At 67.6% G+C, this 21,226-nt stretch carries 21 protein-coding genes; 12 read left to right on the forward strand and 9 right to left on the reverse strand.

The window, feature by feature from the left end:
* Positions 1-229: 229 nt before the first annotated feature.
* Positions 230-1,138 (reverse strand): SDR family NAD(P)-dependent oxidoreductase, encoded by a 909-nt coding sequence (locus AC1RRS_RS22935; protein ID WP_487289707.1) that lies wholly within the window; start codon positions 1,136-1,138, stop codon positions 230-232.
* Between the two features lie 123 nt (positions 1,139-1,261).
* On the opposite strand from AC1RRS_RS22935, the gene AC1RRS_RS22940 reads away from it, so the two are divergent.
* Positions 1,262-3,178, forward strand: a complete 1,917-nt coding sequence (locus AC1RRS_RS22940) for a tetratricopeptide repeat protein (RefSeq protein ID WP_492857194.1) — start codon at positions 1,262-1,264, stop codon at positions 3,176-3,178.
* A 16-nt stretch (positions 3,179-3,194) separates the two neighbouring features.
* On the opposite strand, the gene AC1RRS_RS22945 is transcribed toward AC1RRS_RS22940, so the two are convergent.
* The 3 genes from AC1RRS_RS22945 to AC1RRS_RS22955 are packed head-to-tail and all read right to left on the reverse strand — an operon-like array spanning position 3,195 to position 6,162.
* On the reverse strand, positions 3,195-4,205 hold the full coding sequence (locus AC1RRS_RS22945; protein ID WP_492857195.1) for an HlyD family secretion protein: 1,011 nt from the start codon (positions 4,203-4,205) through the stop codon (positions 3,195-3,197).
* Between the two features lie 20 nt (positions 4,206-4,225).
* Entirely contained in the window at positions 4,226-4,978 is a 753-nt protein-coding gene (locus AC1RRS_RS22950) for an ABC transporter ATP-binding protein (RefSeq protein ID WP_492857196.1), read from the reverse strand.
* On the reverse strand, positions 4,975-6,162 hold the full coding sequence (locus AC1RRS_RS22955) for an ABC transporter permease (protein ID WP_487289710.1): 1,188 nt from the start codon (positions 6,160-6,162) through the stop codon (positions 4,975-4,977). The genes AC1RRS_RS22950 and AC1RRS_RS22955 overlap by 4 nt, the downstream gene beginning before the upstream one ends.
* Before the next feature lie 274 nt (positions 6,163-6,436).
* Here AC1RRS_RS22955 and AC1RRS_RS22960 point away from each other — a divergent pair, with 274 nt between their 5' ends.
* The 4 genes from AC1RRS_RS22960 to AC1RRS_RS22975 all read left to right on the forward strand — a co-directional run bounded on the left by AC1RRS_RS22960 (position 6,437) and on the right by AC1RRS_RS22975 (position 12,005).
* Entirely contained in the window at positions 6,437-8,509 is a 2,073-nt protein-coding gene (locus AC1RRS_RS22960; protein ID WP_492857197.1) for a S46 family peptidase, read from the forward strand.
* A 309-nt stretch (positions 8,510-8,818) separates the two neighbouring features.
* A complete protein-coding gene (locus tag AC1RRS_RS22965) occupies positions 8,819-9,754 on the forward strand; it encodes an EF-hand domain-containing protein (protein ID WP_492857199.1) in 936 nt (311 codons plus the stop codon).
* A 287-nt stretch (positions 9,755-10,041) separates the two neighbouring features.
* The gene (locus AC1RRS_RS22970) at positions 10,042-11,325 is read left to right on the forward strand and encodes a NupC/NupG family nucleoside CNT transporter (RefSeq protein WP_110120624.1); all 1,284 of its coding nucleotides are present in this window, start codon (positions 10,042-10,044) and stop codon (positions 11,323-11,325) included.
* 62 nt (positions 11,326-11,387) lie between these two features.
* Positions 11,388-12,005 carry a glutathione S-transferase family protein gene (locus tag AC1RRS_RS22975; protein ID WP_492857201.1) on the forward strand — a complete coding sequence of 206 codons (618 nt, stop codon included), beginning with the start codon at positions 11,388-11,390 and terminating at the stop codon, positions 12,003-12,005.
* A 76-nt stretch (positions 12,006-12,081) separates the two neighbouring features.
* Here the strand turns inward: AC1RRS_RS22975 and AC1RRS_RS22980 are convergent, their stop codons facing one another.
* Positions 12,082-12,423, reverse strand: a complete 342-nt coding sequence (locus AC1RRS_RS22980) for an endonuclease domain-containing protein (protein WP_492857202.1) — start codon at positions 12,421-12,423, stop codon at positions 12,082-12,084.
* Between the two features lie 181 nt (positions 12,424-12,604).
* Between AC1RRS_RS22980 and AC1RRS_RS22985 the strand changes: the two genes are divergently transcribed.
* The 7 genes from AC1RRS_RS22985 to AC1RRS_RS23015 all read left to right on the forward strand — a co-directional run bounded on the left by AC1RRS_RS22985 (position 12,605) and on the right by AC1RRS_RS23015 (position 18,329).
* The gene (locus AC1RRS_RS22985) at positions 12,605-13,525 is read left to right on the forward strand and encodes a histone deacetylase family protein (protein ID WP_492857204.1); all 921 of its coding nucleotides are present in this window, start codon (positions 12,605-12,607) and stop codon (positions 13,523-13,525) included.
* 43 nt (positions 13,526-13,568) lie between these two features.
* Positions 13,569-14,189, forward strand: a complete 621-nt coding sequence (locus tag AC1RRS_RS22990) for a phosphoglycerate mutase family protein (RefSeq protein ID WP_492857205.1) — start codon at positions 13,569-13,571, stop codon at positions 14,187-14,189.
* 65 nt (positions 14,190-14,254) lie between these two features.
* Positions 14,255-14,509, forward strand: a complete 255-nt coding sequence (locus AC1RRS_RS22995; RefSeq protein ID WP_109099095.1) for an exodeoxyribonuclease VII small subunit — start codon at positions 14,255-14,257, stop codon at positions 14,507-14,509.
* Positions 14,509-14,871, forward strand: a complete 363-nt coding sequence (locus AC1RRS_RS23000; RefSeq protein WP_110120630.1) for a tRNA-binding protein — start codon at positions 14,509-14,511, stop codon at positions 14,869-14,871. The genes AC1RRS_RS22995 and AC1RRS_RS23000 overlap by 1 nt, the downstream gene beginning before the upstream one ends.
* Positions 14,868-15,752: a polyprenyl synthetase family protein gene (locus AC1RRS_RS23005; RefSeq protein ID WP_110120631.1), complete on the forward strand. Its 885-nt coding sequence runs from the start codon at positions 14,868-14,870 to the stop codon at positions 15,750-15,752. Before AC1RRS_RS23000 ends, AC1RRS_RS23005 begins: the two co-directional genes overlap by 4 nt.
* Before the next feature lie 17 nt (positions 15,753-15,769).
* A complete protein-coding gene (gene dxs, locus AC1RRS_RS23010; protein WP_492857207.1) occupies positions 15,770-17,689 on the forward strand; it encodes a 1-deoxy-D-xylulose-5-phosphate synthase in 1,920 nt (639 codons plus the stop codon).
* A gap of 118 nt (positions 17,690-17,807) precedes the next feature.
* Positions 17,808-18,329 carry a hypothetical protein gene (locus tag AC1RRS_RS23015; protein WP_492857209.1) on the forward strand — a complete coding sequence of 174 codons (522 nt, stop codon included), beginning with the start codon at positions 17,808-17,810 and terminating at the stop codon, positions 18,327-18,329.
* Here the strand turns inward: AC1RRS_RS23015 and AC1RRS_RS23020 are convergent.
* From AC1RRS_RS23020 to flgG, 4 genes are all read right to left on the reverse strand, one after another.
* Positions 18,326-18,787 carry a hypothetical protein gene (locus AC1RRS_RS23020; protein ID WP_492857211.1) on the reverse strand — a complete coding sequence of 154 codons (462 nt, stop codon included), beginning with the start codon at positions 18,785-18,787 and terminating at the stop codon, positions 18,326-18,328. The genes AC1RRS_RS23015 and AC1RRS_RS23020 overlap by 4 nt on opposite strands.
* A gap of 139 nt (positions 18,788-18,926) precedes the next feature.
* Positions 18,927-19,655, reverse strand: a complete 729-nt coding sequence (gene flgH / locus AC1RRS_RS23025) for a flagellar basal body L-ring protein FlgH (RefSeq protein ID WP_492857276.1) — start codon at positions 19,653-19,655, stop codon at positions 18,927-18,929.
* A gap of 18 nt (positions 19,656-19,673) precedes the next feature.
* Entirely contained in the window at positions 19,674-20,432 is a 759-nt protein-coding gene (gene flgA / locus AC1RRS_RS23030; RefSeq protein ID WP_492857212.1) for a flagellar basal body P-ring formation chaperone FlgA, read from the reverse strand.
* Positions 20,433-20,436: 4 nt separating this feature from the next.
* The gene (gene flgG, locus AC1RRS_RS23035; protein WP_110120637.1) at positions 20,437-21,225 is read right to left on the reverse strand and encodes a flagellar basal-body rod protein FlgG; all 789 of its coding nucleotides are present in this window, start codon (positions 21,223-21,225) and stop codon (positions 20,437-20,439) included.
* Between the last annotated feature and the right edge of the window lies 1 nt (position 21,226).

The raw sequence follows: 21,226 nt of genomic DNA on the forward strand, positions 1-21,226 counted from the left end.
TATTTATTCGCTTCGCGGTGAATTTTGTTCATCGCGTCAAAGAAATGGCGGCTTTTAGGCCTCACTCTATTCGTCGTTACGTCAGAAACGCTGGCTTCCCTTAGGTAAAGCCATGTATTCGCCTAAATCGCGAATGGCGCTCTTTTGACAATTTTGTCAGCTTTGAAAAGCGACGGGCGCGAGACCTGGATCCCGCGCCCGCGCCGTAATGCTTTACCTAGGGGAAGCTTCAGCCGCCGGCGAGCTTTCTGAAGAACTTCTGGCCCTGCTCGCCGCCGTTGAAATAGGCCTGCTGGCCCGGCTCGGCGGTGATCTGCTCCCAGCTGTCGCGGACTTCCTCGGCCGACAGCCCGCCTTCGCCCAGATAGACGCCTTCGGTCTCGAAGATGCGCGAGAGGGCGAAGGCGCCGGCGCCGGCGGTCAGGATCGCGCCGGTCGGGGCGTCTTCCGACACCAGGTAGACGACGCCGGGGGTCACGTATTCCGGCTTCAGCTTCTCCAGCACTTCCGGCGGCATCAGGCCCTCGGTCATGCGGGTGGCGGCCACGGGGCTGATGGCGTTGATCTTGACGTTGTTCTTGGCGCCTTCGAGCTTCAGCGTGTTCATCAGGCCCAGCACCGCCATCTTGGCCGCGCCGTAGTTGGACTGGCCGAAGTTGCCGTACATGCCCGAGGACGAGGTGGTGACGACGATGCGGCCGTAGTTCTGGGCCTTCATGATGTCCCAGACGGCCTTGATCGGCTTGAAGGTGCCGAAGACGTGGACCTGGATCACGGCCTCGAAGTCGGCCAGCTCCATCTTGGTCAGGGTCTTGTCGCGCAGGATGCCGGCGTTGGCGACCAGGATGTCGATGCGGCCCCAGGTGTCGATCGTGGTCTTCACCAGATCGGCGACGCCGGCGTCGTCGGTCACCGAGGCGCCGTGGGCGATCGCCTGCCCGCCGAAGGCCTCGATCTCGGCGACCACGGCCTTGGCCGCGTCGGACGAGCCGCCCGAGCCGTCGACGGATCCGCCCAGGTCGTTGACCACCACCTTGGCCCCGCGCCGGGCCAGTTCCAGGGCGTGCTGACGCCCGAGCCCGCCGCCCGCGCCCGTGACGATCGCCACCTGACCGTCGAAGCGAATGTCGTCCGCCATGCCCTAAGTCTCCCTCAAACGCGTGTTTGGTTTCGCGCGTTTGTGCGGCGGCGGGGAGGGGGCGTCAAGGGCGGGTTGTCGGGGCTTGACCGGCATGGTTGAGTTGTCGGCGGAGGGCGCGCGATGACGGCTATGAACAAGGCGATGGGGGCGGGGGTTGCCGGTGTGGCGACCGTGACGTGCCTCGCCGGCAGTTGCTGGACTTCGCAAGGCTGGAGCGATTTTTCCAGCGCCTCGACCTGGGGGCTTTTCGGTGTCGCGGCCGTCGGAGCGCTGGCGAATGCGCTGCAGCTCAAGGGTTTTTTCGACGAGCGATCTGCTGGACGGCGGGACGTGATCGCTGATGGTCAGCGGACGCGTATTCAGATGGCTGGCGGGTTCGGCGATATGCAGCAGGCGCTCGCCAGCCAGGGGGAAGCGCTACGGCGGGTTGAAGCTCTGGTGGTGGCTTTCGCGGCAAGAGATGAGGGGGAGGGCGTTGGGCCTCAGGTCGGCCCGCAAGTCATGGCTCAAATCGCCGCGGTTGCCGAGAGTGCGGAGCCCGCGATCCGCGCGGCGGTCGATGAGGCCGTTCGGCATGGCGCAGGCGCTGTCGAAAAGACTGAAGAAGCCTTGCTCACGGCAATCGCCGCCAATCGACGAGAAGGAGCCGCACGTCATCGCGAATTGGGCGCGTTGCAATCTCTCTACTCTGTGGCGAAGGCGATCGAGACTTACAAGGAGGCGCTCCGACTGGAACCTGGCGACTTCTGGACCAGAGTTCTGCTTTGCGGTCTGCTCAGGGATGCCCATAGAACCGAAGCGGCTTTCGAACTGGCGCGCGACACGCGGGCGATGACCGATGCTGAGAGCTGGGAGAGAGGCGTCGCCTCCAATGTGCTCGGAGACGTGTTGAAGGTACGCAATGACCTTACCGGAGCGTCGGTGCTGTACCAGGAGAGCCTAGAGATTCATCGCCGGCTGGCTGCCTTAAATCCGACTGCTGACGCTATCAGGGACGTATCGCTGTGCCTTAACAAGGTGGGCGACGTATTGATGATGAGAAATGATCTTACAGGCGCGCTTGCGAGCTACGAGGATGGCTTGGAAATCCGCCGTTTAGCGTTGTCGGACGCGAGTGGGGCGGCGCAGGCGCGGGACGTGTCTGTGAGCCTGAACAAAATCGGTGACGTGTTGGTGGCTCGCAATGAGCTCGCCGGAGCGCTGGCTCGATACAAGGAGAGCTTAGAAATCCGTCGTCAATTGGCTGCGGCGGAGCCAACGAATGTCGAGCGCGCACGGGATATGTCGGTGAGCTTGGAGAAGGTTGGCGATGTGCTGACGGCGACGAATGATCTTGTGGGAGCGCTATCACAGTACAACGAGAGTTTAAAAATTTCTCGGAAGATAGCGTTGTCTGATACGACCAATCGCGAGCGGTCTCGAGATGTGTCGGTGAGTTTGGACAAGGTCGGTGATGTGCTGAGAATGCGCAATGATCTTGTGGAGGCTCTAGATCACTATGAGGAGAGCTTAGAGATTGATCAAGTGCTGGCGGCGTCAGATCCGACCAATAGTAATCGATACAGAGATGTGTCGGTCAGCTTGGAAAAGGTCGGCGACGTGCTCGGGGCTCGAAAGGACTTTTCGGGGGCGCTATCGCGTTACGAGGCTAGCCTCGAAATCCGCCTTAGGTTGGCTGCCCTGGATCCGGCGAACGGAGAGATTTCACGGGATCTATCCGTAAGCCTGAACAAGGTCGGTGATATGCTCTTGGCGTCCAGTGATCGGGCCGGGGCATCGAAGCGTTATCAGGAAGGATTGGCCATTCGCCAACGGCTGGCGAGTGAGGACCCTACGAACATGACGCTTCGGCGTGATGTGCTCGCTAGTCTTTCGCGGTTGGCGCCGCTCAGTCCCCATCCCGCTCAGGCATGGGCGATCATACTCCGTGAGCTCACCGCCATGCGAAGTGAAGGCGTTCTGCCTCCCGCCGACGAGTACTTAGTCGGGTTCGTTGAGGAGCGGCTCTTGCACGCCGAAACCGCAGCGGAGGGTTGATCCGCTCAGCGGCTTCTTACGTCTTCTTCGGCTTGGTCAGGCCGCCGGCCACCGGAGCGGTCGGCTTGTCGCGTTTGGCGCCGGCCTTCTTGCCGGGCTTCATGAACTTCACCAGCACGCGCTGGCCGACCAGCAGCGGGGCGCCGTCGGCGCTGACGACGACTTCGACGACGCGTTCGTCGCTGCGCTGGCTGGGGTCGTCGGAGGCCAGCTTGCGGGCGCCGAAGACGGCGGCGCGGCGCAGGACGCGGCCGACATAGACCTTGTCGGGGTCGCTCTCGGGCTGGATCTCGACCTCCTGGCCGGGCTTCACGTTGGGCAGGTCGGCCTCGACGATCTCGGCGCGGACGATGCGCTGGGTGTCGGGCTCAAGATCGAACATCGAGGTGACGTTGAGGGTCGAGGCGCCGGCGCCGGGATTGGCGTAGCGGCGGGCGATGCGGCCGTTGGCCGGCGCGCGGATCACCGTCAGCTCCTGGGTGAAGTTGGCCTGGCCGACCTGGGCGGTGGCGACGGCGATGGCGGCCTGCTGGGCGCCGATATTGGCCTGGGCCTGGGCGATCTGGTCGCTGGCCTGGTCGAGGCGCTGGGCGGCGACGAAGTTGGAGGCCGACAGGTTCTGCAGGCGCTTGTACTCGCGCTGGGCGGTGCGCAGCTGCACCTGGTGCAGGGCCAGCTGGGCGCGGGCCGAAGCGAGGTTGGCGGCGGCGGTCTGGGCGGCCAGGCGCGGCTCGTCGTCCTCCTGCTTGGCCAGGGGCTGGCCGGCGACCACGACATCGCCTTCCTGCACGAACACCTGGCGCACGATGCCCTGGCGGCGCGCGGCCACCTGGATCACGCCGCCCTCGACGTCGGCCTTGCCGTTGGCGATGGCCGCGTAGGGGGAGGGCTCCTCCTGGGCGGCGGCGACCTCGAGCTTCTTCTTTTTCTCGGCGGCCTGGCCCTTCACGTAGAAGAAGCCGCCCCCGAGCAGGCCGATGACGACGATGACGATCCAGAAGGCCGGACGGCGCAGGAACCTGGGCATGTGGAACTTCCCCCGGGAAATCAGTGGCTGAGCGGCGCGGGATCGGCGTCCGGCGTGCGGCGCACGTCGTCCAGGATCCGGCCGTCTTCGATGTGGATGACGCGGTCGGCATAGGCCTCGAGCCGCGGGTCGTGGGTCACGCAGATCACCGCCGCGCCGCGCTCGGTGGCGGCCGCGCGCAGCAGCTTGATCACCGTCTCGCCGCTCTTGCCGTCGAGGGCGGAGGTCGGTTCGTCGGCGAAGATCAGGTTGGGGTTCTTGGCGAGCGCCCGGGCGATGGCCACGCGCTGCTTCTCGCCGCCCGACAGTTCCGACGGTCGCTGGTTGACGCGGGGGCCAAGGCCCACGGACTCCAGCGCCGCCTGGGCGCGGCGGGCGGCCTCGCCCGGGCCGACGTCCTGGTACTTCAGCACCGTCATCACCTGCTGCTTGGCGGTGAGGGCGGGGAAGAGGTTGAAGCCCTGGAAGATGAAGCCGCAGTGATCCAGGCGGAAGCGGTCGATGCGGCCCGGCGGCAGCGCCCACAGGTCGTCGGCCTCCAGCGCCGAGACGTGGCCCTCGTCGGGCTTGAGCAGGCCCGACAGCGCCGCCACCAGGGTGGACTTGCCCGAGCCCGAGGGGCCCATGACCATGGTCACGTCGCCGTGGCGGGCGTTGAAGTCGACCCCCTTGAGCACCTCGATGAAGGTGCGGCCGGTCTTGAACCGCTTGACCAGGCCCTTGGCGGCCAGGGCGGTCTCGCCGCGCTTGTGGGCGTTGTTGTTTCCGCTCATCGCAGCAGGTCCGCGGGTTGGCTGTTCTTGAGGACGCCGAGCGAGAGGAAGCCCGACAGCATGGCGATGACGACGAGGAAGACGGCGACGACCGCGACCAGCACCGGCGGGAAGTACATCGGCACGCCGCCGGCGACGGCCAGCAGGCTGACCAGCCAGGTCAGCAGGCCCGCGGCGAACACGCCGACGATCCCGACCCAGAAGGACAACTCCATGACGATGTTGCGCAGGTCGCCCATGGAGACGCCCAGGGCCCGCAGGGAGGCGAACTCCTTGATGTTGGCCATGATCGCCCCGCGCAGGGTCTGCCAGGTGATGGCCACGCCGATCAACAGGCCGAGGAACGCCGAGAAGCCCAGCATGATGCCGATGATCTGGTCCTCCAGCATGGCCCCGGAATTGGCGTCGGCCAGTTCCTGGCGGGTCCAGGCGCGGAACTTGCCGTCGGCCTTCTTGTTGAGCTGGGCGGCGACGACCTCGGCGTGGGCCGGGTCGCGGATCTGCACCATCAGCGGGCCGACGCGCTGGCCGGTGTCGGCCTCGCCCAGCATGCGCAGGGTGTCGCGTGACATCACCAGGGTGGGCTGGATGATGTTGGGATAGCCGGTGGTGACCACGCCGATGGTGATGGTCTTGCCGTTGTAGAGGGCCTTGTCGCCCTTCTTGACGCCCAGCCGCTTGAGCGCGGTCTGATCGACGGCCACGGCGTAGGGGCGGCGCAGGGCCTCGATCATCGAACTGGTGTAGTCGGTCGGCACGGTCACGTAGCCGGGGATGGCGTCGATGACGGTGACGTTGACGAACTCGGTCTTGCGGCCGTTGCCGCCCTTTTCGCCGCGCTTGGCGCGGGCCTCGGCCTTGGCCGTCTCCTCGGGCGACAGGATGTTCTGGAAGCGGCCGCCCGAACCGTCGAGCGGGGCGACCTGGATCACCTCGGGGTGGCTGTAGACCAGCGGGATCATCCGGCGGGGCAGGCCCGAGGGGCCGCCGAACAGCGCCTTGGCGCCGGGGCCCAGCACCATGATGTCGGCGCGGGCGCGGTCGATCTGGGCGGTGAAGCCCTTGCCGATGCCGACGAACATGCCGACCTGCGCCAGCACCAGCAGGCCCGAGAAGGCCAGGGCGACGACGGCCGCCATGTATCGACGCCACTCGTACAGCAACGTGGCCAAGGCCAACGACATTACGGACCGCTCCCCCAATTCACGGTTGTAGGAGAACAGTGGGATCGCCGTGCGGCCAAGTTAAATCGGGGTAAGCTAAATCCCTGCGACGAAACGCCGTGTGGGAGCACGTTTGTTGCGTCGGCACGCCGACATCCGAAACAGGGCTGGCGAAACAGGGCTGGCGGCGGCGGTTCGGCTTGGCTATGAGGTGTTACATTGTACGCCGGTATCGGCATCGGCGACGCCCGGGTAATCATCCGCGTCAGGGACACGCGTTAGGCAAGGACGCCTCATGAAGATTTCGACTCTGGCCGCCTCGGCCCTGGTGCTCTCGTTCGCGGCCGCCGGCGCCGCCCAGGCCGACGAGGGGATGTGGACCTTCGACAACTTCCCCTCGGCCAAGGTCAAGCAGACCTACGGCGTCGACATCGACCAGAAGTGGCTCGACACCGTGCGCGCCTCGGCCGTGCGCCTGACCACGGGCTGCTCGGCCTCGGTGGTGTCGGGGCAGGGCCTCGTCCTGACCAACAACCACTGCGTGGCCGACTGTTCGCAGTCGCTGTCGAGCGAGGGCAAGGACTACGTCAAGGACGGCTTCCTGACCGGCGCGCGCGAGGAAGAACTGAAGTGCGCGGGCATGCAGGCCGAGGTGCTGCTGTCGATCGTCGACGTCACCGACCAGGTGAAGGCCGCGGGCGCGGGCAAGACCGGCCAGGACTTCGTCAAGGCGCGGGACGCCGCCTTCGCCACCGCCGAGCTGGCCGCCTGCGGCCAGGACAAGACCCTGCGCTGCCAGACCATCAGCTTCTACCGGGGCGGCCAGTACAAGGTGTACAAGTACCGCCGCTACGCCGACGTGCGCCTGGTGTTCGCGCCGGAATACGCCACGGCCTTCTTCGGCGGCGACCCGGACAACTTCAACTTCCCGCGCTTCAACCTCGATAGCGCCTTCCTGCGCCTGTACGAGGACGGCAAGCCCGCCGTGACGCCCAATCACCTGACCTGGCGCGCCACCGCCCCGGTCGAGGGCGAGCCGACCTTCGTGGCCGGCAATCCGGGCACCACCCAGCGCCAGCTGACCGTCTCGCAGCTGGAGACCAACCGCGACCTGATCATCCCGGTCGGCCAGCTGCAGCGCTCGGAGATGCGCGGCCGCCTGATCCAGTTCGGCGAGCGGAGCGAAGAGAACAAGCGCATCGCCAACCAGCCGCTGGCCGGGGTGGAGAACAGCTTCAAGGTGTTCTTCGGCCAGCAGTTCGTGCTCAGCGACAAGAAGTTCATGGACGCCAAGCGCGCCGCCGAGACCGACCTGAAGGCCAAGGTCGCGGCCGATCCGAAGCTTTCGGCCGAGATCGGCGATCCGTGGGGCGAGATCGACAAGGCGCAGGTCGCGCTCGCCGACCAGTTCGTGGCCATGCGCCAGCTGGAGACCTCGGCCGGCGGCGGCTCGGACCTCTACGGCTACGCCCGCACGCTGGTGCGCGGCGCTCAGGAGCGCGCCAAGCCCTCGGCCGAGCGCCTGCCGGAATATGCCGACACGCGCCTGCCGCTGGCCGAGAAGCGCCTGCTGGACGTCAAGCCGGTCGATGCGCCGCTGGAGCAGCTCTATCTCGAGCACTGGCTGCTGAAGACCCGCGAGTACCTGACCGCCGACGCGCCGGCGGTGAAGCTGCTGCTGGGCAAGGAAAGCCCCGAGGGCCTGTCGGCCCGCCTGGTCGCCGGCAGCAAGCTGGCCGATCCGGCCGTGCGCAAGGCGCTGTGGGACGGGGGGCTGGCCGCCGTCCAGGCCTCGGACGACCCGATGATCCAGTTCGTGCTGAAGACCGAAGGCGCGGGCCGCGAGGTGCGCAAGACCTATGAGGCCACCGTCACCGCGCCTACCGACGCGGCGGCCGAGCGCATCGCCAAGGCCCGCTTCGCGGTGCTGGGCGACAGCGTCTATCCGGACGCGACGTTCTCCTTGCGCCTGTCGTACGGCAAGGTCGCCGGCTGGACCCATCGCGGCCGCACGATCACGCCCTTCACCGACTTCGCCGGCTTCTACGACCGCGTCACCGGCGCCGAGCCCTTCGAGGCCGCGCCGCGCTGGATCGCCGCCAAGGACAAGCTGAACCCCAAGACGGTCTACGACTACGTCACCACCAACGACATCATCGGCGGCAATTCCGGCTCGCCGGTGATCGACGCCAAGGGCCGGGTGATCGGGGCCGCCTTCGACGGCAACATCCACTCGCTGGGCGGCGCCTTCGGCTATGACGGCTCGATCAACCGCACCGTGGTGGTCTCGACGGCGGCGATCACCGAGGCCCTGACCAAGGTCTACGGCCGCGAGGCGCTGGTGAAGGAACTGGTCTCGGGGAAATGATCCTGACCCCTCTCCCCTTGCGGGAGAGGGTGGCCCTGCGGAGCAGGGTCGGGTGAGGGGTCTCTCAGACATCGAACGCCGCGACAGCCGATCGGCCGTCGCGGCGTTTTGCGTTTGTGCGACCCCTCATCCGTCGGCCTTCGGCCGCCACCTTCTCCCGCAAGGGGAGAAGGATCGGGATGGTTCACATTTCATCCCTGCAACACGCTGAAATGTGGAATGTTTTTCGCTGGTGTCGGAGCGCGCCCGGGGCAAGGGCGCGCGTTTCTCGCGCTTCGTGCGCGTCCACCGGCACCAGGAGAAATCGCCTTGAGCGTTTCCAGCCTGAGCAGTTCTTCGATCATGCAGCAGCTGCTGCAGTCGATGCGCAGCTCCTCAACGACGTCCGCGGCCAGCGCCACGTCGTCGTCCAGTGGCTCGTCCACTGGGCAAGAAATGCAGGTCGGCAGCGGTTCACCCCCGCCGCCGCCCCCGCCGGCCATGAGCTCGCAAGGCTCCAGCGGCGAAAGTTTCAGCTCCGAAACCCTCGGCTCGCTGCTTTCCATGCAGGAAGGCGGCGCGAGCCAGATGGGGGGAATGGGCGGCGGGCAGGGGATCTTCGAATCCCTCGACACCGACGCCGACGGAACCCTGTCGAGCGACGAGCTGACCACGGCCCTGAGCAGCGCGCTCGGCGAGTCGGACGACGTGTCGTCGGCCGTCGAGAGCCTGATCTCGGACGGCGACAGCGACGGCGACGGCACGCTGTCGGGCGACGAGTTCGCGGCCCTGGCCCAGGCTTCGGGCGGCGCGGGCCCGATGGGCGGTCCGCCGCCCGGACCTCCACCGAGCGATAGCGCGGGCGGTGGTGAAGGCGGCGGCGGTGGTGGCGGCGCCGGCGGCGCAGCCGCGGCCAGCCAGGTGTTCGACGCCCTCGACACCAACCAGGACGGCACCGTCTCGGCTGCTGAACTGGCCGCGGCCGACACCGACAGCAGCGACGCGGCCTCCGCCGCCTCCAGCCTGATCTCGGCGGCCGACAGCGACGGCGACGGCAGCCTGTCGAGCACGGAATTCTCCAGCCTGCTGGATCCGAGCTCCGACAGCGCTTCCAGCGTGATGGACACCTTGTCCAGCTCGAACCTGGCGTCCGAGATGATGCAGAAGCTGCTTCAGCAGCTGGCCGATGCGATGACCACCAGCACCGCCAGCGACGACAGCTCCAGCAGCTCGACCTCGACCCAGTCGGTGAACATCGCCGCCTGATCGGACTGAAGCCCTCCCCCTCGATGGGGGAGGGTTGGGTGGGGGTGGCTCGGGCCTTGCCGGCTGAACCGCCGCGTCACCCCCATCCCCGACCCTTCCCCCATCCGCCAACGGGAAGGGAGAGCGGACGTGACTGCAATTCGGCGGTGATTGTTCGCCCGAGAGGCGCCGGCGCCCGCGACGCCAAAGGTTAAGCAAGCCGCTTGCGCCGGACGCGCTTGTGTTGGACAAACTGGCCCCTTGGTCGGCGTCGCGGGGGCGTCGCTACATAATTCAAGGTTCTGCCGTTGCTTTTCCGTCCTGAGAACGTCCAGGCCCTCGCCGGCCTGGCGCTCACCCTGGGCCTCTGCTGGCTCGTCTCCGAAAACCGCAAGCGCTTCCCGTGGGTGCTGGCCGTCGGCGCCCTGATCATCCAGGTCGGCCTGGTGGTGCTCCTGTTCGGCCTGCCTCAGGCCCAGCAGATGCTGCGCGGCGTCAACGGCGCGGTCGAGGGCCTCGGCGCCTCCACCCAGGCCGGCACGGCCTTCGTGTTCGGCTTCCTGGCCGGCGGCGACCAGCCCTATCCGGTGAGCAATCCGGGCGCGGGCTTCATCTTCGCCTTCCGCGTGATGCCGGTGATCCTGGTGGTCTGCGCCCTGTCGGCGCTGCTGTGGCACTGGAAGATCCTGAAGTGGGCCGCCCAAGGCTTCGGCTTCGTGTTCCAGAAGACCCTGGGCCTGCGCGGCCCGCCGGCCCTGGCCACCGCCGCCACCATCTTCATGGGCCAGATCGAAGGCCCGATCTTCATCCGCGCCTATCTCGACAAGCTGAGCCGCTCGGAACTCTTCATGCTGATCACGGTCGGCATGGCCTGCGTCAGCGGCTCGACCATGGTGGCCTACGCCACCATCCTGGCCGACGTGCTGCCCAACGCCGCGGCCCACGTGCTGACCGCCTCGATCATCTCGGCCCCGGCCGGCGTGCTGCTGGCCCGCATCGTCGTGCCGTCGGATCCGCTGGAAAAGGGCGGCGATCTCGATCTGGCCACCGAGGACAAGACCTACGGCAGCTCGATCGACGCCGTGATGAAGGGCACCACCGACGGCCTGCAGATCGCGCTGAACGTCGGCGCGACCCTGATCGTGTTTGTGGCCCTGGCCACCATGCTCGACAAGTTCCTGGCCATGCTGCCGGCCATCGGCGGTCAGCCGCTGAGCCTGACGCGCGGCCTGGGCGTGGTGTTCTCGCCGCTGGCCTGGTCGATGGGCATTCCCTGGAAGGAAGCCGGCGCCGCCGGCGGCCTGCTGGGCACCAAGCTGATCCTCACCGAGTTCACCGCCTTCATCCAGATGGCCAAGACCGGCGCGGCCACGCTCGACGAGCGCTCGCGGATGATCATGACCTATGCGCTGTGCGGCTTCGCCAACATCGGCTCGGTCGGCATGAACGTCGCCGGCTTCTCGGTGCTGGTGCCCCAGCGTCGCCAGGAAGTGCTGAGCCTGGTGTGGAAGGCCATGCTGGCCGGCTTCCTGGCCACCTGCCTGACCGGTTCGCTGATCGGCCTTATGCCGCGGGCGCTGTTCGGGCTGTAAGGCTCTTTCCTTCCGCTACGAAAACGAACGATCCTCCCGGCCAAAACCGGGAGGATTTTTCGTTGAAGCTCTATGACAGCCGTCGCGCGCCCAATCCGCGCCGGGTGCGGTGGTTCATGGCCGAGAAGGGGATCGAGGACGTCGAGATCGTCGAGGTCGATATCTTCTCCGGCCAGCACCGCACGCCCGACTACATGGCCAGGGCCGGCCTGCCCAACGTGCCCGCGCTGGAGATGGACGACGGGACCACGATCACCGAGTCGGTGGCCATCTGCCGCTATCTGGAAAGCGTCTATCCCGAGCCGAACCTGTTCGGCGCCGATCCGCGCGAGACGGCGATCATCGAGATGTGGGCCAGGCGGGCCGAGATGCTGGTGGCCACGCCCCTGATGCTGACCGTGCGCCACAGCCATCCGGCCCTGGCCGCGATCGAGACCCAGGTCCCCGAAGTGGCCGCCAACAACCGCGCCGCCGCCGAGAAGGGCATCAAGGTGCTGGACCGCCGCCTGGCCGACAGCCCGTTCATCGCCGGCGACCGGGTGACCATCGCCGACATCCTGGCGGTGACGGGTATCGACTTCGCCCGGATGGTGCGGTTCCGGCCGGATCCGGCGCTGGTCAACGTCAAGCGCTGGCTGGACGAGATGAACGCGCGGCCGGCGGCGAAGGCGGGGGTTTAGGAGGGGCCAATGCCGCGATCCCCTCTCTCTTAGAGAGAGGGAGGGGCCCACGCCGAAGGCGTGGGAGGGTGAGTGGTTACGACCTCTCCGATCGGAGCGCGGCCAGGATATCGGCGGCGGTCCCGCCGGGGTCCGCCAAGACCCGTTCATTGGGGAATCTGAGAACCACGTACCCAATCCGCTCCAGCGTGTCGGTACGATGATCGTCATAGACCTCACGACCGTCATGAGCCGCGCCGTCGAGCTCCACGATGAGCTTGCCCGCCTCGCAGACGAAGTCCGCGAAATAGCGGTCGATCGCAATCTGCCGCATGAACTTGAAGCCGGCGAGGCGGCGGTTGCGGACGAGCGCCCACAGAGTCTTCTCCGCCAAGGTCTGGCTTTGGCGAAGGCGGCGGGCGTAGGCGGTCCTGTCCATGCAAAAGCATGAGAGCGGCTTTCCTGCGGTCTCAAGCAGAGGAATTGGGATTTTCCTGTGGGCGGCGAAACCACTCACCCTCCCACCGCTTCGCGGCGGGCCCCTCCCTCTCTCTAAGAGAGAGGGGACGAGAATCCGGCCCCGCTTGGCTCCCGCGCCTCATCCGGCATAACCTCGTTCCATGGCCGTCTCGCTGTTCACCCATGCCGACATGCTCGACCACCGGCCGGGGCCCGGCCATGTGGAGAGCCCGGCGCGTCTCAAGGCGGTGATCGACGCGCTGGAGGACGAGGCCGGCCTCGACCTGGAGCCGTTCGAGGCGCCGCTGGTCGATCCGGCTGACCTGCTGCGCATCCATCCGGCCGCCTTCGTCGATTCGATCTTCGCCGCCGCGCCGCACGCGGGGATCCACGCCCTCGACCCCGACACGGTGATGTCCACGGGCAGCCTGATCGCCGCGCGGCGGGCGGCCGGGGCGGTGGCGGCGGCCGTGCGTCATGTGGCGAGCGGGGAGGGGAGCCGGGCCTTCTGCGCCGTGCGGCCGCCCGGCCATCACGCCGAACCGGGCACGGCCATGGGGTTCTGCGTGTTCTCCAACGTGGCGGTGGCCGCCCGCGTCGCCCAGGCCAGCGGCCTGCAACGGGTGGCGATCGTCGATTTCGACGTCCATCACGGCAACGGCAGCCAGGCGGCGTTCGAGAACGACCCGACGGTGATGGTGGCCTCGATCCACCAGTCGCCGCTCTATCCCGGCACCGGCGATCCGTCGGAGACCGGGGTCGGCAACATCGTCAACGCCACGGTGGCGCCCGGCGCGGCCCGCGAATCCTGGCGCAAGGCGTTCGACGGGCTGATGGCGCGGGTCGACGCCTTCGCCCCCGACCTCGTGCTGGTCTCGGCCGGTTTCGACGCCCACCTACGTGATCCCTTGGCGCAGCAAAGCCTTGAGGCCGAAGACTTCGCCTGGGCGACGCGGGCCATCGTCGCCGTCGCGAACCGTCGGGCCAGAGGGCGTATTGTCTCCTCGCTCGAGGGCGGGTACGACCTCGAAGCGCTGGGCCGTTCGGCCCAGGCGCATGTTCGAGCGCTTCAGGAAGGATAGGGACCCGGCGCCGCGCCTCGCGCGAGCCGGACCGTCGAGGAAAATGGCCGACGCACCGACCGCCGACCAGACCGCCTCGCCCGTGGTCCGCCCACACGGGGCGATCGTCCTGGCGCGCCACGGCGAGCCCGCCTTGTCGCGCAAGATCCACTTCAGCGCCCAGGCCTATGGCGACTGGTGGGCGCTGTACGAGGAGGGCGGCCTGCTGGCCGGACAGACCCCGCCCGACTGCCTGCTCGACATCGCCCGCAAGGCCGACGTCATCATCTCCTCGACCCGCCGCCGCTCGATCGAGACCGCCCAGGCCATCGCCGGGGGGCGCGATTTCCCGCGCGATCCGATGTTCATCGAAGCGCCGCTGCCGCCGCCGCCCTGGCCCAGCTGGATCAAGCTGTCGCCCAAGAAGTGGGGCTTCTTCTCGCGCTTCTGGTGGTGGTTCTTCGATCACCACATGGGCCAGGAAAGCCGCAAGCAGGCCGAGGTGCGCGCCGACGCGGCCGCCGACGCCCTGATCGCCCTGTCGCAGGACGGCAGGAACGTGCTGCTGGTCGCCCATGGCTTCTTCAACACCATGATCGGCGTGGCGCTGCAGAAGCGCGGCCTGAAGAAGACGCTCGACCAGGGCTTCCAATACTGGTGCGTCAAGCGTTTCGAGCGCTCCTGAAGCCTCACAGCCGTTGCCCGCACGCGCCTGCCCAACTAGGGTGCCTGCTTCTCCCTGGAGTAGAAATGACCGACGCCGCTTCCCCTGCGCATGATCTCTCGGCCCTGAGCTTCGAGCAGGCCCTGGCCGAGCTGGAGAAGATCGTGTCCGAGTTGGAATCGGGCCAGGCGCCGCTGGAGCGGTCGATCGACATCTACGAGCGCGGCGCGGCCCTGAAGGCCCACTGCGAGAAGAAGCTGGAAGCCGCGCGCCTGAAGGTCGAGAAGATCGTGCTCGGCCAGGGCGGCGCCGCGGGCGTCGAGCCGGCCGAGTTCTCCTGATGGGTCAGGCCGCCGCGAAGATCTCGCCGACGATCGCGTTCGAGGATTTCGAGCGCGTGGACATCCGCGTCGGCACGATCACGCAGGCGCAGGCCTTTCCCGAAGCCCGCAAGCCGTCCTACAAGCTGACGATCGACTTCGGGCCCGCGATCGGCGTCAAGCGTTCGTCGGCCCAGGTGACCCGCCACTACGCGATCGACCAGCTGGTCGGACGCCGCGTGGCGGCGGTGGTGAACTTCAAGCCGCGCCAGATCGGCCCGTTCATGTCGGAGGTCCTTTGCCTGGGCTTTCCCGACGACGAGGGCGAAGTCGTCCTCGTGACGGTGGATCGCGCGGCGCCGAACGGGGGAAAGCTGTTTTGAGCGACCTTGGCAAGCGCATCGCCCAGGCGGCCGACATCGTCACCGTGGCGCTCGACGAGCTGCTGCCGCGCGCCGACGGGCCCGAAAGCCGGCTGACCGAGGCCATGCGCTACGCGGCGCTGGGTCCGGGCAAGCGCCTGCGGCCGTTCTTCGCGCTGGAAACCGGCAAGATGTTCGACCTGCCCGAGCGGCCGGTGCTGCGGGCGGCCTGCGCGCTGGAGTGCATCCACGCCTACAGCCTGGTGCACGACGACCTGCCGGCCATGGACGACGACGACATGCGTCGCGGCCGCCCGACCGTGCACGTACAATATGACGAGGCGACCGCGATCCTGGCGGGCGACGCCCTGCAGACGGCGGCCTTCGAGATCATGGCCCACCCCGACACCCACGACGACGGCCATGTCCGTTCGGAGCTGGTGCGCAAGCTGGCCATCGCCTCGGGCGCGCGCGGCATGTGCGGCGGCCAGATGATCGACCTCTTGGGCGTTCGCGACGACCTGGGCGCGGTGGCGCGCATGCAGCGCCTGAAGACCGGCGCCCTGATCGCCTTCGCCTTCGAGATCCCGCTGATCATCGGCCGGGCCAAGGAAGCCGAGCGCGCGGCCCTGATGGGCTTCGCCCAGGACCTGGGTCTGGCCTACCAGATCGTCGACGACATTCTCGACGCCGAGGGCGACGTCGCCTTGCTGGGCAAGGCCGCGGGCGGCAAGGACGCGGTCAAGGGCAAGGCCAACTACGTCACCCTTCTGGGCCTCGAAGCCGCCAAGGAACGCGTCGAGCTTCTGGCCGCGCAGACCAAGGCTCATCTCGATATCTTTGGCGACAGGGCCGATCATCTGCGCGACAGCGTTGATTTCGTGCTGGACCGCCGCAACTGACCGCGCTTTCTACGAACATGCCGACGCAAACGCCTCTTCTCGACTCGATCACCTCGCCCGCCGACACGCGGGGTCTGTCGGTCGCCGAACTCAAGCAGCTGGCGCAGGAGGTCCGGGCCGAGACGATCGACGCCGTCTCCGCGACCGGCGGTCACCTGGGCGCGGGCCTGGGCGTGGTCGAACTGACCGTGGCCCTGCACCACGTCTACGAGACGCCCAAGGACATCCTGATCTGGGACGTCGGCCACCAGGCCTATCCGCACAAGATCCTCACCGGCCGCCGCGACCGCATCAAGACGCTGCGCCAGGGCGGGGGCCTGTCGGGCTTCACCAAGCGGGCCGAGAGCCAGTACGACCCGTTCGGCGCGGCCCACGCGGCCACCTCGATTTCGGCGGCCCTGGGCTTCTGCGCCGCGCGCGACGCGAAAGGCGAGGACAACGCCGTCGTGGCCGTGATCGGCGACGGCTCGCTGGGCGCGGGCATGGCCTATGAGGCGATGAACGCCGCCACCGACGCCACGCGCCAGCTGACTGTCATCCTCAACGACAACGACATGTCGATCGCCCCGCCGGTGGGCGGGATGAGCGCCTATCTGGCCAACCTCGTCTCGGGCGGCGCCTATCGCAAGGCGCGCAAGCTTGGCAAGACGGTGGTGGAAAAGCTGCCGACCCCGATCCGCGACGCGGCCCGCAAGGCCGAGGAATACGCCCGCGGCATGGTCACTGGCGGCACCTTCTTCGAGGAGCTGGGCTTCCACTATGTCGGCCCGATCGACGGCCACGACATGGACGCCCTGGTCTCGGTGCTGAAGAACGCCCGGGAATTCAAGGAAAAGCCGGTCCTCGTTCACGTCGTCACCCAGAAGGGCAAGGGCTACGCCCCGGCCGAGGGCGCGGCCGACAAGCTGCACGCCGTGGCCAAGTTCGACGTCGTCACCGGCCAGCAGCAGAAGGCGGCCGCCGGCCCGCCCAGCTACACCAAGGTGTTCGCCCAGGAACTGGTGAAACAGGCGGAAAAGGACGACAAGATCGTCGCCATCACCGCCGCCATGCCCTCGGGCACGGGCCTGGACATCTTCGAAAAGGCCTTTCCGACCCGCACCTTCGACGTCGGCATCGCCGAGCAGCACGCGGTGACCTTCGCCGCGGGCCTGGCCGCCGACGGCATGAAGCCGTTCGCGGCGATCTATTCGACCTTCCTGCAGCGTGGCTACGACCAGGTGGTGCACGACGTGGCGATCCAGCGCCTGCCGGTGCGCTTCGCCATGGACCGCGCGGGCCTGGTGGGCGCCGACGGCCCCACGCACGCCGGCTCGTTCGACATCGGCTTCATGGGGGCTCTGCCCGGCATGGTGCTGATGGCCGCCGCCGACGAGCTGGAGCTGGCCCGCATGGTCGCCACCGCCGTCGAGATCGACGACCGCCCCAGCGCCTTCCGCTATCCGCGCGGCGAGGGCGTGGGCCTGGAGCTGCCGGCCGGCCCCGCCGAGCCGCTGGAGATCGGCAAGGGCCGCATCGTCCGCGAAGGGACCAGCGTCGCCATCGTCTCGTTCGGCACGCGTTTGTCGGAAAGCCTGAAGGCGGCCGACCTGCTGGCCGCGCGTGGTCTTTCCGCGACGGTCTGCGACGCCCGCTTCGCCAAGCCGCTGGACCTTGACCTGCTGCTGCGCCTGGCGCGCGAGCACGAGGCCATCGTCACGGTGGAGGAGGGGGCCATGGGCGGCTTCGGCGCCTTCGTGCTGCAGGCCCTGGCCCAGCACGGCGCGCTTGATCGCGGCCTGAAGATCCGCACGCTGGGTCTTCCGGACGTGTTCCAGGACCAGGACAAGCCCGACGTCATGTACGCCGAGGCCGGTCTCGACGCCGAAGGCATCCTGCACGGGGCGCTGTCGGCGCTGGGCATGGACAATGTCAGCGCCGCGGGGCGGCGGGCCTAAATTGCTTGGAGAAGACGTCTTTAGGTTTGGAGACGTTCACGCCAAGAGCCTGGGCATTCTCGGGGATCTAAGGACTCGTATTCATCGCCTATTCTCTTCCTACGAGGATAGGCCTGGGATGTGTCCAGAGCCCGTTCGGAACGCATTTTATGGCGCGACGGACGCGATTTTGGACGCGGAGGAAGCCATTTTATCGTTGCGGCGAGGGTTTCCCATTCAGCAGGGTATGGGGAAACTGGCCGCGTACGGCTTTCTTCAGGCGCTCTTTATCCAGCAGGATGCCGCCCTAATAATCCATTCTAGTACCCGTGTGGGAAAGCTACCGGCCAAAGGTGGAAAACCCCATGAAGACCCCGTGTTTGGTCCTATTCGCGTATTGCGTAATCGGGTGTGTGGTCATCCCGCGTATGCAGAACACGCAGGGGGAACAGCCGCGATACCCAATATAAGAGAACCTTACTTCCTCGAGGCCGCGATTTACGGCCTCAAGGAGGGGCCGCATGTGGAGCGCTTTCCGCGTCTCCACATTGGAGAGCTTGTTGAGAAAAATGCCGGCGGGTTGATGCCTCTGCTGGAAGCTTCTCATGCTGAGCTATCCAATGAAGCTCATGCGAAGAAGGTAATTTGGGGGGCAGTCTAAGCCCCGCAGGCCTCGAAGAACGCCTTCACGCGGCCGCGCTCGTCCCCGCTGGCGGAGATGCTGTGGCGCTTGCCGGCGTTAAGGATTGAAAGATCGCCCGTGCGGCGAAAATTGCCTAGCGCGGGGTCGCGCGGGCTCGTCCGGGCCAGCAGGAAGGGCCCGGTTCCGCCGTCGTCGGCGGTTTTCGCGGCCAGGCGCGACGTCTGGTCGCGGCTGGCGAGCGCTATGGCGCCGCCCGTGATTCCGCCGGCCGAGACCTCGACCGGCCCGCCCGCCGTCGGGCAGGCCAGCATCAGCAGCACCTCGTCGCTGGAGGGGCGGCCGTAGGCCAGCTTGGGACCTTCGCCGGGCTCGTTGAGATAGGCCCAGGCATAGGCGGAATTTGCCGCCCGCTCGTGCGCGCAGCCGGCCAGCCCGAGGGCGGTCAGCAGGGCGGCGGCGATCAGGCGGAACGACATGGCGGCGGATCTCCTTCGTCAGGAGAACGCTTCGCCGCCTAGGCGGTTTCTGCCGATCCCACCCGACCACCCTGAGGCGGTCGAGCGGGAAGGGCTTGTACGCGAGCGGCCGGACCTGTCCGGAACCGCTCTCAGGCGCTTAGAACGGCGAGAACTTCTCGACCAGGGCCTGGCCGGCCGGGGTCTTCTGCACGCGGCTGATGTCGCCGCGGCCGCCGTAGCTGATGCGGGCTTCGGCGATCTGGGTGTGCTTGATCGTGTTGGCCGAGGAGATGTCTTCCGGACGCACGATGCCGGCCACCGTCAGCTGGCGCAGCTCGTTGTTGGTCTTCACTTCCTGGGTGCCCTGGATGACCATGTTGCCGTTGGGCATGACCTGCGAGACGACCGCGGCGATGGTCAGGCTGATCTTTTCCGAGCGGCTGACGCTGCCGGCGCCGGCGTTGGAGAAGCCCGAGTTGCTGTTGACGGCGTTCGACGGGTCGAAACCGCCCGGCAGAACCTTGCCCAGGCTCGACTCCAGGCCGAAGAAGTTGCTCAGGCCCGCCGTGCCCGACGAGGTGCGCGAGGACTTGCTGGTGTTGGAGGTGCTGGCGCTGTCGTCGATCTCGATCAGCACGGTGACGATGTCGCCGACGCGGCTGGCGCGCTGGTCGTTGAAGAAGGCGCGGGCGCCGACCCGCCACAGCGAGTTGGCCGAGGCGGCCTGCGGGGCCGGTTCGCGGGCCGAGACGTAGCTGGGGGTCATCGGAGCCAGCGAGGCGGGGTAGCCGACCGGGGCCAGCTCGGGGCCCTTCACGGCCTCCTTGACGCTGGAGCAGGCGGCGATCGGGGCGAGCAGGGCGAGGGCGACGAAGGCGGGACGCATGGACATCTCTGTGCTCTCTTAGCGGGCGGCGTAGCGCACGGAATTGCGGGGAGCCTTCAGGGCTTGCGCCTGAGGGCCGACGACGGCCGAACCGGGGCCGGAGGCCACCGCTTCGATGATCTTCTTGCTGGCGGTGTTCTGGATGCTGAGGGTCTCGCCCACGGCCGCACCGGTCACGGCCTTGCCCTGCAAGGTGAGGGCCACGCCGTCGTAATCGTAGGTGACTGCGACAACATCGCCCTTGGCGATGACCTGGGCGGCGGAGACGTCGCGCAGGGCGGCGGCCGCGCCTTGGCGCAGCGGGCGTTTGGCGCTCATGCCGATCATGGCGTCGGCGTCGCGGGGAGCATCCATGGGCGCGGCGGCGACCTTGATCCACACCAGGTCGGCGGGCTGCACGACCTCGCCGGCGGCGAGGCTGCGGGCATAGGCAAGAACCTCCACGTTGCCGCGCTGGACGCCGGCGGCGCCGGCCAGCTGGCCGCCGTTCTCGACGCCCTGGCGGACGATGACGCGGCGCAGGCCCTGGGGATTGGCCCAGTCGAGGCCGTTGCGGCGGGCGGTCATCTGCAGCTGGGCGGCGTCGAGCACGACGCTGGGGCCGGCGCGGCGGGCGACCACGACGCCGCCGGCCGAGCCGGCGCCCTCGAACAGTTCGCCCAGGGTGACGACGCCGTCGGCGTCGGTGGTGTCGTTGCGCAGGTCGACCGGCTGGCCGGCGAAGGCGGCCGGGGCGGCGATCAGCAGGGCGGCGGCGGCGAGGAGCAGGCTTTTCATGAGCTTACGACCTCAGGTTCGAGGTGGCCTGGAGCATCTGGTCGGCCGTGGTGATGACCTTGGAGTTCATCTCGTAGGCGCGCTGGGCGACGATCAGGGAGGTGATTTCGCTGACCGCGTCGACGTTCGAGGCTTCGGTGTAGTTCTGCAGCAGGGTGCCGAAGCCGGTGGAGCCGGGGGCGGCGACGTTGGCCGCGCCCGAGGCGCCGGTCTCCAGATAGAGGTTGTCGCCGATGGCCTCGAGGCCGCCTTCGTTCATGAAGTTGGCCAGCTCGATCTGGCCCACGGTCTGCGGGTCGGCCTGGCCGTCCAGCGTGACCTGCACCAGGCCGGTCTTGCCGATGGTGATGGCCGTGGCGTTCTCCGGGATCGTGATCCCGGGCTGCACCGTGTAGCCGTCCTCGGTGACGATCTGGCCCTGGTCGTTGGTCGAGAAGTTGCCGGCGCGGGTGTAGGCCGTCTCGCCCGAGGGCATCAGGATCTGCAGGTAGCCCTTGCCCTGAATGGCCACGTCCAGCTGGTTGTTGGTGGCCGTCGGGGTGCCTTGCTCGGTGATGCGGTAGACCGAGCCGGCCTTGACGCCGCCGCCGATCTGAATGCCGGTCGGGACCACGTTGCCGTCGCTCGACGACTGGGCGCCGGCGCGCTCGATCGTCTGGTACAGCAGGTCCTGGAACTCGGCCCGTTGGCGCTTGTAGCCAATGGTGTTCATGTTGGCGATGTTGTTCGAGATGACCTCGACGTTCAGCTGCTGTGCAGCCATGCCGGTCGTGGCGGTGCGGAGCGCTTGCATC

It is taken from the genome of Caulobacter sp. GW821-FHT12A07 (assembly GCF_058807655.1).

Coding starts and splice junctions, on each gene's coding strand:
- flgA (WP_492857212.1), bottom strand. CDS start 20,432: ATGAAAAGCCTGCTCCTCGCCGCCGCCGCCCTGCTGATCGCCGCCCCG.
- AC1RRS_RS22945 (WP_492857195.1), bottom strand. CDS start 4,205: ATGCCCAGGTTCCTGCGCCGTCCGGCCTTCTGGATCGTCATCGTCGTC.
- AC1RRS_RS23020 (WP_492857211.1), bottom strand. CDS start 18,787: ATGTCGTTCCGCCTGATCGCCGCCGCCCTGCTGACCGCCCTCGGGCTG.
- dxs (WP_492857207.1), top strand. CDS start 15,770: ATGCCGACGCAAACGCCTCTTCTCGACTCGATCACCTCGCCCGCCGAC.
- AC1RRS_RS22960 (WP_492857197.1), top strand. CDS start 6,437: ATGAAGATTTCGACTCTGGCCGCCTCGGCCCTGGTGCTCTCGTTCGCG.
- AC1RRS_RS23000 (WP_110120630.1), top strand. CDS start 14,509: ATGGGTCAGGCCGCCGCGAAGATCTCGCCGACGATCGCGTTCGAGGAT.
- flgH (WP_492857276.1), bottom strand. CDS start 19,655: ATGCGTCCCGCCTTCGTCGCCCTCGCCCTGCTCGCCCCGATCGCCGCC.
- AC1RRS_RS22990 (WP_492857205.1), top strand. CDS start 13,569: ATGGCCGACGCACCGACCGCCGACCAGACCGCCTCGCCCGTGGTCCGC.
- AC1RRS_RS22985 (WP_492857204.1), top strand. CDS start 12,605: ATGGCCGTCTCGCTGTTCACCCATGCCGACATGCTCGACCACCGGCCG.
- AC1RRS_RS22955 (WP_487289710.1), bottom strand. CDS start 6,162: ATGTCGTTGGCCTTGGCCACGTTGCTGTACGAGTGGCGTCGATACATG.
- AC1RRS_RS22935 (WP_487289707.1), bottom strand. CDS start 1,138: ATGGCGGACGACATTCGCTTCGACGGTCAGGTGGCGATCGTCACGGGC.
- flgG (WP_110120637.1), bottom strand. CDS start 21,225: ATGCAAGCGCTCCGCACCGCCACGACCGGCATGGCTGCACAGCAGCTG.
- AC1RRS_RS22950 (WP_492857196.1), bottom strand. CDS start 4,978: ATGAGCGGAAACAACAACGCCCACAAGCGCGGCGAGACCGCCCTGGCC.
- AC1RRS_RS22980 (WP_492857202.1), bottom strand. CDS start 12,423: ATGGACAGGACCGCCTACGCCCGCCGCCTTCGCCAAAGCCAGACCTTG.
- AC1RRS_RS23015 (WP_492857209.1), top strand. CDS start 17,808: ATGTGTCCAGAGCCCGTTCGGAACGCATTTTATGGCGCGACGGACGCG.
- AC1RRS_RS22940 (WP_492857194.1), top strand. CDS start 1,262: ATGACGGCTATGAACAAGGCGATGGGGGCGGGGGTTGCCGGTGTGGCG.
- AC1RRS_RS22995 (WP_109099095.1), top strand. CDS start 14,255: ATGACCGACGCCGCTTCCCCTGCGCATGATCTCTCGGCCCTGAGCTTC.